Genomic DNA, 14,073 nt, shown 5'->3' with positions numbered 1-14,073 from the left:
GGACCCCGCCGCACGCGGCGCGCCCGGCCGGCATCCGCGGGAATCAGGCGGCCGGACGGCGCGCGGACTTGGGCCGGAACGCCCGGACGACCTCGTCGCGGGTTTCGACGTAGGGACCGCCGATCAGGTCCAGGCAATAGGGCACGGCCGCGAAGATGCCGGGCACCAGGACGGCGCCGTCCTCGCCGCGCAGGCCTTCCAGCGTTTCCCGGATGGCCTTGGGCTGGCCGGGCAGGTTGACGATCAGGGCCGCGTGGTCCGGCAGTTCGCGGATCACCGCCACCTGGCGCGACAGGATGGCCGTGGGCACGAACTTCAGGCTGACCTGGCGCATCTGCTCGCCGAAGCCCGGCATCTCGCGGGTCGCCACGTCCAGGGTGGCCTCGGGCGTCACGTCGCGCCGCGCCGGACCGGTCCCGCCGGTGGTCAGCACCAGGTCGCAGCGCGCCTCATCCACCAGTTCGCGCAGCGTGGCGGCGATGCCGGCCCGCTCGTCGGGAATCAGCCGGGCGACGACTTGCGGCGGCCGCGTCAGGGCGGATTCCAGCCATTCCCGCAGGGCGGGAATGCCCAGGTCCTGGTAGACGCCGGACGAGGCCCGGTCGGACACGGACACCAGGCCCACGATCAGTTCGTCGGGGTGGCTGCGGCGCAGGGGGAAGGAATCGCTCATGGGATAGACTGTGCGGATGACGGAATATGGACATTCTATTAGGTGCAGACCCCGTGAGGATCCGGTGAAGGCGAATACGCTCCTGCTGGTCGGCGGCGACCTGTGCGCGCGCACGGCCGGCGCCCTGGATCCGCGGGCCTGGACCTGCGCCGGCCTGCGGCGGCGGGCCATGGATGCCCGGCCCGGCGCCCGGATCCGCTGGCTGCGGGCCGACCTGGGCGATCCCGATGCCCTGGCCGGGACGCTGGCGGCGATCCCGGCACCCGGGGACACTGCTTCCGGCGATCCGGAGCCGGCGCCCGCCCCCATCACCTACATCCTCTACGCCCCCGCGCCCGACGCCCGCACGCCCCAGGCCTACGCCCGCGCCTACCCCCTGGGCCTGCGCGCCCTGCTGGACGCCCTGCCCGACCCCGGCCGGCTGCGGCGCTGCGTGCTGGTCGATTCATCGGCCGTCTGGGGACAAGGCCCGGCCGATCGGTGGGTGGACGAGGACACGCCCCCCGCCCCGGCGGATTTTCGCGGCGCGGCGATGCTGGAGGCCGAGGCCCTGCTGCATGCCCGGCTGCCCGGACGCGGCGTGGCCCTGCGCCTGTCGGGCCTGTACGGCCCCGGACGGCTGCGCCTGACGGACGGCCTGCGCGCCGGGAGGATCGCCGCGCCGGACGGCCCGGGCCACTGGGCCAACCGGATCCACGTCGACGACGCGGCGCGCGCCTGCGCCCATCTGCTCGCCCTGGCCGATCCCCTGCCCTGCTACATCGGCACCGACGACCATCCGATGCCCACGGCGGACCTGTACGACGCGCTGGCGCGGATGGCGGGCGGACCGCCCCCCGCGCGCGAAAGCCGCCCGCCCGACGGCAAGCGCCTGTCGAACGCGCGGCTGCGGGCCAGCGGCTGGACGCCCGCCTGGCCCGACATGCTCGACGGCTACGCGGCCTGCCTGGCCGCCGCCGCGCCGCCGCCCTGAGAATGCGGCGGCCGACACGCCAGACTCCATGTACCATGCACGCTTGAGCCGTCCCAACCCGCCCCGTACACTGCCCCACATGCCAAACACGCCCCCCCCACTCGAACTGAGCACCACCTTGAGCCTGCGCAGCGGCGACCAGAGCTGGGGCACAGAACGGCGCATGGCCCTGCTGGCCGCCATCGGCACCGAAGGCTCGATCAGCGCGGCGGCGCGCAAGGTCGGCCTCAGCTACAAGGCGGCCTGGGACGCGGTGGACATGATGAACAGCCTGGCCGGCGGCCTGCTGGTCGAGCGGGTCACCGGCGGCAAGCGCGGCGGCGGGGCGCACCTGACCGACCGGGCGCGCGAACTCGTCGCCTGGTACCAGGCGGCTCAGGCAGAGCACCAGCGCTTCATGCAGGCACTGGAACGCTTCGGCCCCGACGGTACCCGGCACCTGGATCTGCTGCACAGCATGGCGCTGCAGACCTCGGCCCGCAACCGCTACGAAGGCGCCATCGGCGCCATCGAATCCGGCCGCATCAACGACCGCATCCGGCTGGACCTGGACGAAGGCGCGTCCCTGGCCGCCACGCTGACCCACGCCAGCACCGAACGGCTGGGCCTGGCGAAAGGCCGGCGCGCGCTGGCCTTCCTGAAGGCCCAGGCGGTCCGCATCCGCCCCCCGGCGGCAGGCGACCCGCCCGCCGGAGGCACCGCCGCCGACCCTGAAGGCCTGAACCGCTGGACCGGCCGCATCGGCCACCGCGCGGACGACGGCACCCTGACGGAAATCAGCCTGGACATCGGCCTGAAAGTCCGCATCACGGGGCTGGCCGATCCCGGCGCCCCCGGAAGCGCGCTCACCCCCGGCGACCTGGCCGTGGCCTGCTTCCAGGCGACCGACGTCCTGATCGGCACGATGGATTGAGATTGGACATGAAATGGTCCACTGCGGACCATTTCATGCCTATCCGATCCGGGTGCCTTGCAAGGCACGAGGTGGAGGGATGCCGCAATTCGAACATGACCCCAACCGCCTCACTCAGGCCCCCGCGCCTCGTTCAACACGCTCGGCGCCGCCCTGGATCTCGCCATGGGCGATGTGGAAGACCTCGTCGGCCAGGGCCTGGACATCGGCCTGGTCATGCGTGATCAACACCGTCGGGATGTCGATGTCGCGCTGCAATTGCGCCAGTTCTTCCCGCATGCGCACCCGCAGATCGGCGTCCAGGGCCGACAGGGGTTCGTCCAGCAGCAGCAGCCGCGGATCGGTGGACAGCGCCCGGGCCAGGGCCACGCGCTGGCGCTGGCCGCCGGACAATTCGGCCGGATAACGGTCCAGCAGCGCATCCAGGCCGAAGGCCCGCACCCAGCGCTGCGCCCGCTCCGGCAAGGCACGGCGGCCATGCAGGTTCAGCCACCCCCGCCGCAGGCCGAAACCGATGTTCTGGCGCACCGTCAGGTGGGGGAACAGGGCATAGTCCTGGAACAGATAAGCCAGCCGCCGGTCGCGCGGCGGCACGTCCACCCCCGCCCCGGCGTCGAACAGGACCCGACCGGCGACCTCGATGCGGCCCTGGTCGGGGCGCAGCAGCCCGGCGATGGCCTGCATCGTCAGGCTCTTGCCCGAGCCCGACGGCCCGAACAGCGCCACGCGCCGGGCGTCGGTGCGCCAGCGGGGCCGCAGCAGGAAACCGCCATCGCCGCCGACACGGCACTGGATGTCGACCGACAGGCTCATGAGAACAGGCCTCCCCGATCCGGGACGCCGCCCGGCCACCGGACGCGACACCGCCGCGGACTCATGACGCGCTCCGGCGCGCGGGCCGCCCATTGCGCCCGCCGCGCCCGCCGGGCATCAGCCAGGACGCCAGGCACAGGATGACGACGCAGGTCGCCGAGGTCACCAGCACCAGGATGTTGGCCGTGTCGTCGTTGCCGGCCTGGACCGCCTCGTAGATGGCGATCGACAGGGTCTGCGTGCGGCCCGGGATGTTGCCGGCCACCATCAGCGTGGCGCCGAATTCCCCCAGGGCGCGCGCGAACGCCAGCAGCACCCCGGCCAGAATGCCGCGCATCGCCAGCGGCAGGCTGACGCGGAAGAACACCGCGGCGGACGACACGCCCAGCACGGCGGCGGCCTGTTCCAGACGATGGTCCACGTCCAGGAAGGCCGCGCGGGCGGCCTTCAGGACCATCGGGAACGCCACCACGGCGGCGGCCACCACCGCGCCCTGCCAGGTGAAGACCAGCTCGATCCCGTGCGACTGCAGCCATTCCCCCAGCCAGCCGCGCCGGCCGAACAGCACCAGCAGGTAATAGCCGGTCACCGTGGGCGGCAACACCATGGGCAGGGTCAGGAACGCATCGACCACGTCGCACCAGCGCGACGTCCAGCGCGACAATCCCCAGGCCACGGCGATCCCGCCGACCGTCGCCAGCACGGTCGCCCAGCCGGCGACCTTCAACGACAACAGCAGCGGGACCCAGATGCCGCTCATCGGATCAGGGCTTGGCGAACCCGTAGCGGGACAGCACGGCCTGACCGTCGGCCGACAGCACGAACTTCAGGAAGTCGGCGGCTTCCGGCGCGCGGCCGTCACGCCGCACCAGGGCGATCGGATAGACCACCGGCGTGGGGGTTTCGACCGCCTGGACGACCTTGACCTTGTCCTTCATGATCGCGGCGTCGGTGGCGAAGACGAAGCCGGCGTCGACCTCGCCGCGTTCCACGTAGCTGAGCACCTGGCGCACGTTCTCGCCCAGGATCTCATGCGCCTTGACCGTGTCCCAGGCGCCGGCCTTCTCCAGGGCGGCCTGGGTATAGCGGCCCACCGGCACGGAGGCCGGATTGCCCAGGGCGATGCGCGTCACGCCCGCCTTCTTCAGGTCGGCCAGCGAAGCGATCCCGTGGGGATTGTCGGCCGGCACCACCAGCACGACCTCGTTGCGCACGAAATTCACCCGGGTCGCGGGATCCACGGCCTTGGCGGCCTCGGCCTTGTCCATGGCCTTCTGGTCCGCCGAGGCGAACACGTCGGCCGGGGCGCCTTCGGTGATCTGGCGCAGCACCACGTCCGACGCGCCGAAGGTCGTCAGCACCTTGGTGCCCGGATGGGCGGCCTCGTACTGCGTCGCCAGTTCCTTGAACGCATTGGTCAGGCTGGCGGCCGCCGACACCAGGACTTCGCCGGCGACGGCCGGCATCACCACGCAGGTCAGGGCGCACGCGGCCACCCAGGTACGGATTTTCATGCAGGACTCCTTGGTCTCGATCTTGGTTCCGATCTTCGTTCAGATCACGATTCGCCCGGCCCATGATTCATGAACGTCCCGGGCGAACGAGACGCTCATCGTAATATATATAGATATATTCCGCCATTCGATCCGCGTGATGATCGACATCGGGATTGACATCGGACAAGCGCGGGGCGAGACGGGCGCGCGGGGGCCTTCCGGCGCGGACGGGTAAAATCAGGCATGCCCACGACGGACGCCCCAGCGGACATGGCGCAGCCCTCTCCTTTTCCAACGATCGACGCCTTCCTGGATGCCCTGTGGCTGGAGGACGGCCTGGCGGACAACACCCTGGCCGCCTACCGGCGCGACCTGTGCGCCTTCGGCGGCTGGCTGCGCGCCGAGCACGGCCGCCCGCCCGAATCCGCGCTGCGCGAGGACATCCAGGCCTGGCTGGCGGCCCAGCACCGGCAGACCAAGGCCAGCACCGCCAACCGCCGCCTGGCCGCCCTGCGGCGCTTCTTCCTGTGGGCGCTGCGGCGCGGCCTGTGCGCCGAGGATCCCTGCCTGGGCCTGCGCAGCGCCCGCCAGCCCGCCCGCTTTCCCAAGACCCTGTCCGAGGCCCAGGTCGAAGCCCTGCTGGCCGCGCCCGACATCGGCACCACCCTCGGGCTGCGCGACCGCGCCATGCTGGAAACCCTGTACGCCACCGGCCTGCGGGTCAGCGAACTGGTCGGCCTGGACGTCCAGGATCTGAGCCTGAGCGACGGCGTGGTGCGCGTCGTCATGGGCAAGGGCGGCAAGGACCGCCTGGTCCCCCTGGGCGCCGAGGCGCTGCACTGGATCGAGCGCCACCTGCGCGAAAGCCGCCCCGCCATCCTGGGCGCGCGCCCCTGCGACGCCCTGTTCGCCACCACCCGGGGGTCCGCCATGACGCGCCAGGCCTTCTGGCTGCTGATCCGCAAATACGCCCTGCAGGCCGACATCCGCGTGCCCCTGTCGCCCCACGTCCTGCGCCACGCCTTCGCCACCCACCTGCTGAACCACGGCGCCGACCTGCGCGTCGTGCAGATGCTGCTGGGCCACGCGGACATCTCCACCACCCAGATCTACACCCACGTCGCCCGCGAGCGGCTCAAGACCCTGCACGCGCAGCACCATCCGCGCGCGTGAGGCTGTGGCATTTCCATCCCACCCCGCCACCGGGATGCGGCACACCCCTCTATGATGCGTGAACACCGTTTCACGAACATTGACGCACAATGGGATTGTGCATACCATGAGGGAATGGCAATGGCCGTCGAATTCCGCGACGCCTGGCTGGAGGCTTTTTACGAAAATGATTCCGGCCATCGCAAGATCCCGGATGCGATCCGCGGCGCCTTGTTCAGAAAACTGCAGATTCTGGACGCGGCCACCCAGGAAAACGACCTCAAGACGCCACCAGGGAACCGTTTCGAACATCTCCACGGCAAACTGGCCGGATGGTGCTCGATCCGCATCAACCAGCGGCACAGACTGATTTTCAGATGGATCGACGGTACCGCGACCGACACCTATCTCGACGACCACACCTACCAGACCTGAAAGGAACCGGCATGCGAAACACGAAACGGCGCCCCGTCACGGTCGGCCAGATGCTGACGAGCGAATTCCTGGAACCCCTGGGAATCGGGTTGAACACGCTGGCCGACGCCATGGGGGTCCATCGCAACACACTGAGCCGGATCGTGCACGACAAGGGCACCCTGACGGCCCCCATGGCCATCAAGCTCGCGGCGGCCCTGGGCAATACACCCGAATTCTGGCTCAACATCCAGCATGCCGTCGAACTCTGGGACGTGCGCCACCGCGCCTACGAGCGCGAGGCGAAAAGCGTCAAACCGATCATCGCGAACGCCTCCCTCCGGATACCGGCATCCCGCGCGACCGCCTGAACGAGTCCCCTGCCCGCAGGTTCCTTCCCATATGTCCAAGACCAAGCACACCTCCGAAACCCCCGCCACCCACTGGCTGCGGCAGCAGAAGATCCCCTTTGGCGAGCATCCCTACGACTACGTCGACCACGGCGGCGCGCGCGAGGCCGCGCGCCAGCTGGGCGTGCCCCTGCACCAGGTCGCCAAGACCCTGATCATGGAAGACGAGCAGGCCCGGCCGCTGGTCGTGCTGATGCACGGCGACTGCGAAGTGTCCACCAAGAACCTGGCCCGCCAGACCGGGGCCAAGAAGATCGCACCCTGCGCGCCGGAGACGGCGCAGCGTCATTCGGGCTACCAGGTCGGCGGCACTTCGCCTTTCGCCACGCGCAAGCGCATGCCGGTCTGGGTCGAGGCCGGCCTGCTGGACTACGATACGGTCTACCTGAATGGCGGACGGCGGGGCTACCTGATCAGCGTGGCGTCGGGCGTGCTGACCGGGGCGCTGGGCGCCAAGCCCGTGTCGGTGGCGTTGGAAGAATAGATTTCTGGCGTCTCCGGCAGGAATCGAACCTGCAATCTTCCCTTAGGAGGGGAAAGTTATATCCATTTAACTACGGAGACGCGGCGCCTGAAGCGCGCGGCGACGGCGGCCGCCCGGGAAGGCGGCCGCACCGGCGCAGGCAGGCGATTATAGTCTACGCGATCGCGTCCTACGACCCGGCCGCCAGGTCCACCACCGCGCCGATCTCCCGGGCGGTTTCCTGGACGGCGGCCAGCAGGCGGCGGGCGCCCGGGCTGTCCGCCTGGGCGGCCAGCAGATTGCCCGACACGCGGATGTATTCGGGCCGGATCTCGTGCAGGTACAGCAGCGCCTCGGGCTGCTCGGCGAAGCGCCGCAGCCCCAGGCGCACGCCATGTTCGCGCAGCATCGAGGCGAACGCCACCACCTGCGCGCGATGCGCCACCAGCCCGTAGGAATCCAGGTCGATCAGCAGGCGGGCGCTCTGGTCGGGCATCTCGGCCAGCAGGCTGGCGACTTCACCGCGGAATTCCTCATGCAGGATCGAGGCCAGCGACACGCGCAGCACCAGATCCCCCCGATGCGCGCGCAGCCAGCCCAGCCCCAGCCCGATGGCCTGGACGTCGCAGGCCGCGGACAGCCCCAGGCGCACCGCCGGCGGCATGAACAGATAACCCGACAGGGGTTCCGAAGCGCCGGGTTCATGCAGGGTCAGCAGGCCCTGCGCGCGCTCATCGGAGCCAGCGGACGGATCGCGCTGGGTCGCCAGGGAGAACCAGCCCTCGTCCAGGGCGTTGCGCAACAGCGCCCGCCAGGCCTGCTCGCCGCCGCCCCGGCTGCCGGCCACGCCGCGCAAATCCTCGCCCGGCAGGTATTCCACGTCCGCATGGCCGCCGCTTTCCGCCCGCATCAGGGCCTCGTCCAGGCGCGACAGCACGTCGCTGAGTTCCTCGCCCGGCTCGAAATCCGTCAGCACCATGCGCCAGCGGCACAGCCCCGCCTGGCCCAGCTGGATGCGCTGCGCCTGCAGGATCTCGCCCACGGCCTGCGCCACGCGCACCGCCACCGGGCCGGGCACCATCGGCAGGACGAAGGCGAAGTCCGAACCGTTCAGGCGCGCCAGCCAGGCCTGCGGCCCCAGCCGCTCGCGCAGCACCTCCAGCACCAGCTGGCCCATGTTGCGCAGCCACTGATCCACCACCTGGCGGCTCATGGTCTGGTTGATCGCCTGCAGGTCGCACTGGCGGAACAGCATCACATGGCCGGCCTCGCCCTGGCCGGGCTCGGACTGCTCCAGCAGCCGGCGCAGTTCGTTGATGAAGTATTTCCGGTTGGCCAGGCCCGTCACCGCGTCCTGGTTCAGTTCGAGCTCCAGCGATTCGATGCGCGACTGGCGTTCCGCCGCCGTCGCCCGCACCCGTTCGTGCGTGCGCGTGATGATCTGGGCGACCTCGCGCAGTTCCACCATCGCGGGGTGGCGCACCGGCGGCAGGTCGTCGCCTTCCGATGCCCGCGCCATGGCCTGGACCCGCGCCGTCACGTCGTCCTGCAGCGCCCGGCGCAGCCAGCGCATCAGCATCACCACGAACAGCCCCCACAGGATGCCGGCCCCCACCGTCAGCGTCACGATCCGCACGGTGCTGGCCCACAGCGCATTGCGCGCGTAGGCATCGTTCGCCTGGAGCCGCACCACGCCCAGTTGGGACCAGCCATTGGTCACCTGGCGCTGGGCCTCGTGCCGCTCCAGGGGCAGCAGGTGGCTGAACCAGTTCGGCGCCGTGACCCGGTCGTCATGGCCGTCCTCGATCTCGCGGCGAATCAGGATCCGTCCCGTGGGATCGAGGAATTCCACCACCCGGAACTGGCCGCTGTCGAACAGCACGGAAATCAGCAGTTCCCGCACCGTCGGATCCTGATTGGACGGCTGCGACAGCGTCAAGGCCAGGGACGTCGCCGTGGAATCGCTCTGGCCCTGCAACTGGGCATCCAGGTACTGGCGCGCCGAGCCGATACTGAACAGGGTCGCCCCGGCCAGAATCACCAGGATCGCCAGGGTCACGCTCAACAACAATTGTCTCAACAGGGACATGACATTCCTTTCATTCCATCACGGCTGAAAACCTTCGGTCCGCATGCGGGACAGCAGATCCCGCCAGCGGCCGATGCTTTCCACCGAAGACCGCTTCCCGCCCGGGATGTACACCCCCTGGGCATTGAAACTGAACACCGGCGTCAAGTCCGGTCGATTGTGCGCGGGCTGGATCCGGTCCACCAGGCTGTCGAGCACCAGGGGCTCGGCCTGAGGCTGCGGATAATAACCCAGCACCATGTGGGCGATGCTCTGGCTGCCGATCTGGGCGCGCACATAGACGAAGCGCAACTTCTCGGGCGCCACGCCCAGATACAGCAGGGAAAAATACTTGCCGATCACGTAGTCTTCGCAATCCCCGGAACCCTTGGCCAGGGATTGCAGCGGCGTGGCCCAGTAATCCACCTGGCCCCAGATGGAGATGTCTTCCCCCCCGATCAGGGCGTTGTTCCAGAAGCCGTTGGCCATGCGCAGTTTTTCCTGCTCGTCCAGCCCGGCGGCCTGGGCCAGCATGGCCTGCCAGGATTCCACTGCGCGCCCGGCCTTGGCCCCGTAATGCTGGCGGGCGTAGGACGCCAGCGCCCCCGGATCGAACGTGACCGCCGGCGCCGGCCCCCAGGCCAGCGCCAGGCACAAGACCAGCGTCGTCAGCCCTCGCGACAGGGCCCGGACCCTGGCAGCGGTCGGCTGGCAATAGGGCATGCACGGATTTTGATACAAATGGAGACGCCAGGAAAGGGGCGCCGCAATATTTCCACGATCTTTGTGCGGATGCTACCTGCGTCGGAGGGGCCTTGCCATTGGCGTCTAAGACAAGGAGGCGGTGATGGGGGAGCGGCGGCCCGCCGTCAAGCGCTATCTGCGAGACCAGCTAAGGGCCAGACCAGCTAAGGGCCCGGCTGACATGACTGACCGCACTCCCAACATCGACGTCACGCCAGGCCAATGGTCGATCATCAAGGACATCTTGGCCAAATACGTGCCGGAAGGTGAAGTCTGGGCTTTCGGCTCCCGGGCCAGGCACACCGCCAAGCCCTATTCCGACCTTGACCTTGCCATCATCAGCCCGCAGCCGCTGACGCTCGATACCCGGACCGCACTCGCAGACGAATTCAGCATGTCGGATCTCCCCTGGAAGGTGGACATCGTAGATTGGGCCACTGCCAGCGAGTCTTTCAAAAAAACGGTGGCAGCGCATAAAGTGCTGATCTGGACTCCAGAGGCTGCATCATCCACCTGACGGCGCATCCATTGCAGATACGGCCGGCAGTCCGGCGTTTCATTATGCGCCTCGTGAAATTTCCGGGTCAGAACGGCATTTCCAACGAGATGCCGGAGTAATTCGCTCGAGGAGCCAATTGCCGCCCGGCACCCTTCTCGAAGCGGATCAGACCATACCGCTCCATCGTGCGCAGTGTGCGCGAAAGATTGGATTTGGCCCGGCCGGCTCTCATGGCCAGCTCATTGACTGATTGCGGCTTGGTCTCAGCGATCAACGCCAGCAAAGCCCGGTTCTTGTCCGACAGGATTTGAGACAGGCTTTCAATGGATTGGAACCAGACCTTGGGCTCGCCAGGCCCGGGTTGATATTCGCCCCGGGCAATCGCAAGCGTCCTGGCCTTGTATTGCTCCAGCGAGGCGATACCGACCTTCAGCATTTTCATCAGCGTCAGCGAATATTTGATGCCATGTGGGCGTTGCGCAGATGCTTCGACCCGTTTCACATCGAACTTGACCCACAGTTTGCCTGTCTTGTCCGCCACAAACGACTCGCCATCGAGCAAAAGCAGCGTATCCAGGTTCGGGTCTGGCCTCATGTTATCACCGGATAATAACTAGCACAAGATTGATGGGTTGCGACCAGCAAAAGCCTGGCACGCCAAGGTTGCCACGGATTGGCCCCTGTATTGCCAGACTCGGAAAGCCCCCATTCTGAAGATGCAACCACCACTCCGCCAGACTGGGATCTACGGACGGATCAAACGATCACAGGCCACCACATGCCAGATCAATCGAGAAAGACGTCTTCCAGCGTCGCGGCGCCCTCAAAATTAATCCCCAGAGCTCAATCCCCAGGGCGCTGACAGCGCCTCTTTCCTCAAGAAGCAAGCGCGGACTTGAGCAAATCAAGACCGAGGCCTCGATCGCCCGCCCGCACAAGAACAAGGCCGCCCACCCCCATGAGGGACGGGCGGCCTGTTCTTCACGGCAACGGAGACGCCTAGCCGTTGCTGTCGACCTGCAGCTTGCCTTGCTGGATCAGGCTATTGATCAGGTCGGCCTGAGAGTCATCGTAGCCCGCCGTCAGATCGGTATTGTCGATGACGATCTGCTGGTCGTAATGGGTGGCGGAAACCCCCCCGGACGTGCTGATATTGATGACGGTACTGTTAGTCGTGCTGTCATACGCGACATGCAGGTACTGCGTCAGGTCATTTTCATCCGCGGGGATCTGCAACAGGTCGGACAGATCCAGCTTGTCCTGGCCATTGGGATCGCCGCCGCCCATGCCGAAATCAGCGATGTGATCAACCGCGGGCTTGTCCGTGGTTCCCTGGTTGCCGAGGGTCCACACGAAGACATCATCACCCAGGCCACCGATCAGCGTGTCGTTGCCAGCACCGCCGATCAGCACGTCGTCGCCATCGCCACCTTGCAGCACGTCGTTGCCGGCGCCGCCGATCAGCACGTCGTCGCCGACGCCACCTTTCAGCGTGTCATCGCCGGAACCGCCGATCAACACGTCGTCACCGACACCGCCGAACAACTGATCGCCGCCGCCGGTCGGATGCTCTCCCCCCAGGTTCGTGGAGGCCCAGTCGGCGAGATCCTTCAAGCCCTCGGCATCCAGGCCGTGGATATGCTCGACCAGCTTTTCGACATTGGCTTCGTTGCCCTGGCCCTGGCTGCCCCAGGTCTGGTTCAAGCCAAGATGATCGCTCAGCGCCTTGTGCGCATTCTGATCGCCATCGCCGATCAGCAGGTCGTTGCCGTCCTGGCCAAACAGCGTGTCGTTGCCGGAACCACCGATCAGCACGTCGCCCTTGCCGAGCACCTCACCCTCCGCATTCAGGAAGGGCGTATCGGGACTGAACGCATCGGGATGGGCGCGGACGTATTCGACCACCTGGGCATCGGTGAGACCGCCGCCGGCGCCCAACCCGATCACGCCCTGGGCCAGAACATACTGCCGCAGCGCATCCATACCGTTGAGCGTCGGATTATCCCCCACCTTATAGATGAAGTTCTCGCCGAAGATCACGTCGTGCCCGTCGCCGCCGAAGATCACATCCGAGCCCATCGGGTTGGACTCTTCCCATTCCTTGCCGCCGGTCAGCTCCGCCGACAGATCCTTCGGATTGTTGATGAATTGCGTCGTGCCGTCGCTGGACCATTTTTCAAGGTTGTCCCGGCTGGGGGCCTCCCGATCTGAAGGATCATCCTTACCCATCCCGATCGTATGCAGGAAACCATCGGCATCCGGATTGCCGCCACCCATGTTCTCGATTTGTTTCTTTAAGACTCTGATATCACCATCAATACCGGCACTGCCATGATCAACTACTGGATTAGGGTTCCCATCGGTCACGAGATAGATATGGGTGTGATCTCCCGCAGCGCCGGCCTTTTGCAACGCTTCCAGCCACTGCGTCATTTCCTGTGCGGCTAGCCCCTGATCCGTAGCCCCAAAAGGGCTGTCCATTTCATAAGCGGGAGGAATATCCTTTAGAACTCGATTGACTAGATCCTGAAAATTATTAAATTCCTGTGTGGATATTGATATCCGACCATTAATGTGCTCAGTATAGGTATAAGTGTAGACTCCATCCTTCAAGGTGATTTGCAAAGGATCTTCCGCATAAGTCGCAAAGGTCACGATCGACAGATTAATCGTATTATCATGGCCTTCCAAGCTGTTGAGCAGATTCGAGAGCGCGTTAACAGCCGCCTCATAGCGCGTCACGCCATCCGGCCCGCTGGTGGCATTACCATCCTTGTCGTATCCCGTGAGCGCATTCATGGTTCCCGAAATATCGAGCATGATGCCGATGTTGTAGCTTTCACCCTGCTGTACGATCTGCTGGCCACCCGCGTCGCCGAGGATGGTGTCGTTGACGTAGCCATCCGCGCCGCCATCGCTGGGGCTGCCGGTCAGGACATTGTCGCTGTTATCGCCGCTGTCCTTCGCGTAGTCCGGCATATCCAGCTTCAAGGTGCCCGTGTCGGTATCACCATCGCCGTCCGTCACCGTGATCTCGAACGTCTTGTCGCCCGGGAACGGCTGCGATGACGTATAGGTGTACGAACCATCCGTGGAAATGGTCAGTTTGCCGCCATCCTCGAACGTGAACGTCCAGCTACTGTCGTCGGGGTCATACCCGGCCGACGTGGTGGCGCCATCCACAGCTACATCCTGCGCACCATCCGCCCCGAAATTCAGGCCGTCGAGCGTGCCGCTCACCTCATGGATCGTGCCATCGCCTCCCCACAGTTCCACCTGGGCGACGGTATCGCCGATCGTCGGCACATCGTCCACGATCTCGACCGTCAGGCCCGCCGTGGCCTCATCGCCATCGCTGTCGGTGACCTTCACCGTGAAGTCGTCGCTCTCCACGCCGACGCCATCGGTCGTCGCCGAGGTCAGCGTGTAGCTGTAGCTGTACACACCGCCAGACA

Annotated in this window: 15 protein-coding genes and 1 tRNA gene; 7 read left to right on the top strand and 9 right to left on the bottom strand. The window is 66.7% G+C overall.

Going from position 1 to position 14,073, the window contains the following annotated elements; translation table 11 throughout:
- Positions 1-43: 43 nt before the first annotated feature.
- Positions 44-673 (bottom strand): molybdopterin adenylyltransferase, encoded by a 630-nt coding sequence (gene mog / locus ACFO27_RS15085; protein WP_376818088.1) that lies wholly within the window; start codon positions 671-673, stop codon positions 44-46.
- A gap of 64 nt (positions 674-737) precedes the next feature.
- On the opposite strand from mog, the gene ACFO27_RS15080 reads away from it, so the two are divergent.
- Positions 738-1,646 carry a Rossmann-fold NAD(P)-binding domain-containing protein gene (locus ACFO27_RS15080; RefSeq protein WP_376818087.1) on the top strand — a complete coding sequence of 303 codons (909 nt, stop codon included), beginning with the start codon at positions 738-740 and terminating at the stop codon, positions 1,644-1,646.
- Between the two features lie 79 nt (positions 1,647-1,725).
- Positions 1,726-2,559 (top strand): TOBE domain-containing protein, encoded by an 834-nt coding sequence (locus ACFO27_RS15075; RefSeq protein WP_376818086.1) that lies wholly within the window; start codon positions 1,726-1,728, stop codon positions 2,557-2,559.
- A gap of 114 nt (positions 2,560-2,673) precedes the next feature.
- On the opposite strand, the gene ACFO27_RS15070 is transcribed toward ACFO27_RS15075, so the two are convergent.
- From ACFO27_RS15070 to modA, 3 genes are all read right to left on the bottom strand, one after another.
- Complete coding sequence (locus tag ACFO27_RS15070; protein ID WP_376818085.1) at positions 2,674-3,372, bottom strand: ABC transporter ATP-binding protein; 699 nt, start codon at positions 3,370-3,372, stop codon at positions 2,674-2,676.
- A gap of 61 nt (positions 3,373-3,433) precedes the next feature.
- A complete protein-coding gene (modB, locus tag ACFO27_RS15065) occupies positions 3,434-4,132 on the bottom strand; it encodes a molybdate ABC transporter permease subunit (RefSeq protein ID WP_376818084.1) in 699 nt (232 codons plus the stop codon).
- Positions 4,133-4,136: 4 nt separating this feature from the next.
- Positions 4,137-4,886, bottom strand: a complete 750-nt coding sequence (gene modA / locus ACFO27_RS15060) for a molybdate ABC transporter substrate-binding protein (RefSeq protein WP_376818083.1) — start codon at positions 4,884-4,886, stop codon at positions 4,137-4,139.
- Positions 4,887-5,138: 252 nt separating this feature from the next.
- Between modA and xerD the strand changes: the two genes are divergently transcribed.
- The 4 genes from xerD (at position 5,139) to ACFO27_RS15040 (ending at position 7,328) form a co-directional block, all read left to right on the top strand.
- On the top strand, positions 5,139-6,041 hold the full coding sequence (gene xerD, locus ACFO27_RS15055; RefSeq protein ID WP_376818290.1) for a site-specific tyrosine recombinase XerD: 903 nt from the start codon (positions 5,139-5,141) through the stop codon (positions 6,039-6,041).
- Between the two features lie 120 nt (positions 6,042-6,161).
- Complete coding sequence (locus ACFO27_RS15050) at positions 6,162-6,455, top strand: type II toxin-antitoxin system RelE/ParE family toxin (protein ID WP_376818082.1); 294 nt, start codon at positions 6,162-6,164, stop codon at positions 6,453-6,455.
- An 11-nt stretch (positions 6,456-6,466) separates the two neighbouring features.
- Positions 6,467-6,805 carry a HigA family addiction module antitoxin gene (locus ACFO27_RS15045; RefSeq protein WP_376818081.1) on the top strand — a complete coding sequence of 113 codons (339 nt, stop codon included), beginning with the start codon at positions 6,467-6,469 and terminating at the stop codon, positions 6,803-6,805.
- 31 nt (positions 6,806-6,836) lie between these two features.
- On the top strand, positions 6,837-7,328 hold the full coding sequence (locus tag ACFO27_RS15040; protein ID WP_376818080.1) for an aminoacyl-tRNA deacylase: 492 nt from the start codon (positions 6,837-6,839) through the stop codon (positions 7,326-7,328).
- Positions 7,329-7,333: 5 nt separating this feature from the next.
- Here ACFO27_RS15040 and ACFO27_RS15035 read toward each other — a convergent pair.
- From ACFO27_RS15035 to ACFO27_RS15025, 3 genes are all read right to left on the bottom strand, one after another.
- Positions 7,334-7,408, bottom strand: a tRNA-Arg gene (locus ACFO27_RS15035).
- A gap of 89 nt (positions 7,409-7,497) precedes the next feature.
- Positions 7,498-9,396 carry a LapD/MoxY N-terminal periplasmic domain-containing protein gene (locus ACFO27_RS15030; RefSeq protein ID WP_376818079.1) on the bottom strand — a complete coding sequence of 633 codons (1,899 nt, stop codon included), beginning with the start codon at positions 9,394-9,396 and terminating at the stop codon, positions 7,498-7,500.
- A gap of 18 nt (positions 9,397-9,414) precedes the next feature.
- Complete coding sequence (locus ACFO27_RS15025) at positions 9,415-10,098, bottom strand: transglutaminase-like cysteine peptidase (RefSeq protein ID WP_323025156.1); 684 nt, start codon at positions 10,096-10,098, stop codon at positions 9,415-9,417.
- Between the two features lie 202 nt (positions 10,099-10,300).
- On the opposite strand from ACFO27_RS15025, the gene ACFO27_RS15020 reads away from it, so the two are divergent.
- On the top strand, positions 10,301-10,636 hold the full coding sequence (locus ACFO27_RS15020) for a nucleotidyltransferase family protein (RefSeq protein ID WP_376818078.1): 336 nt from the start codon (positions 10,301-10,303) through the stop codon (positions 10,634-10,636).
- Positions 10,637-10,703: 67 nt separating this feature from the next.
- Here the strand turns inward: ACFO27_RS15020 and ACFO27_RS15015 are convergent, their stop codons facing one another.
- A complete protein-coding gene (locus ACFO27_RS15015) occupies positions 10,704-11,213 on the bottom strand; it encodes an HVO_A0114 family putative DNA-binding protein (protein ID WP_376818077.1) in 510 nt (169 codons plus the stop codon).
- A gap of 404 nt (positions 11,214-11,617) precedes the next feature.
- A partial coding sequence (locus ACFO27_RS15010; protein ID WP_376818076.1) for a type I secretion C-terminal target domain-containing protein occupies positions 11,618-14,073 on the bottom strand: 2,456 nt, incomplete at its 5' end.

The sequence above is a fragment of the Castellaniella denitrificans genome (assembly GCF_042653765.1).
Taxonomy (GTDB): Bacteria; Pseudomonadota; Gammaproteobacteria; order Burkholderiales; family Burkholderiaceae_B; genus Castellaniella; species Castellaniella denitrificans.
The sequence above is the reverse complement of the archived record's forward strand: the minus strand, read 5'-3'. Positions and strand labels throughout refer to the sequence as shown.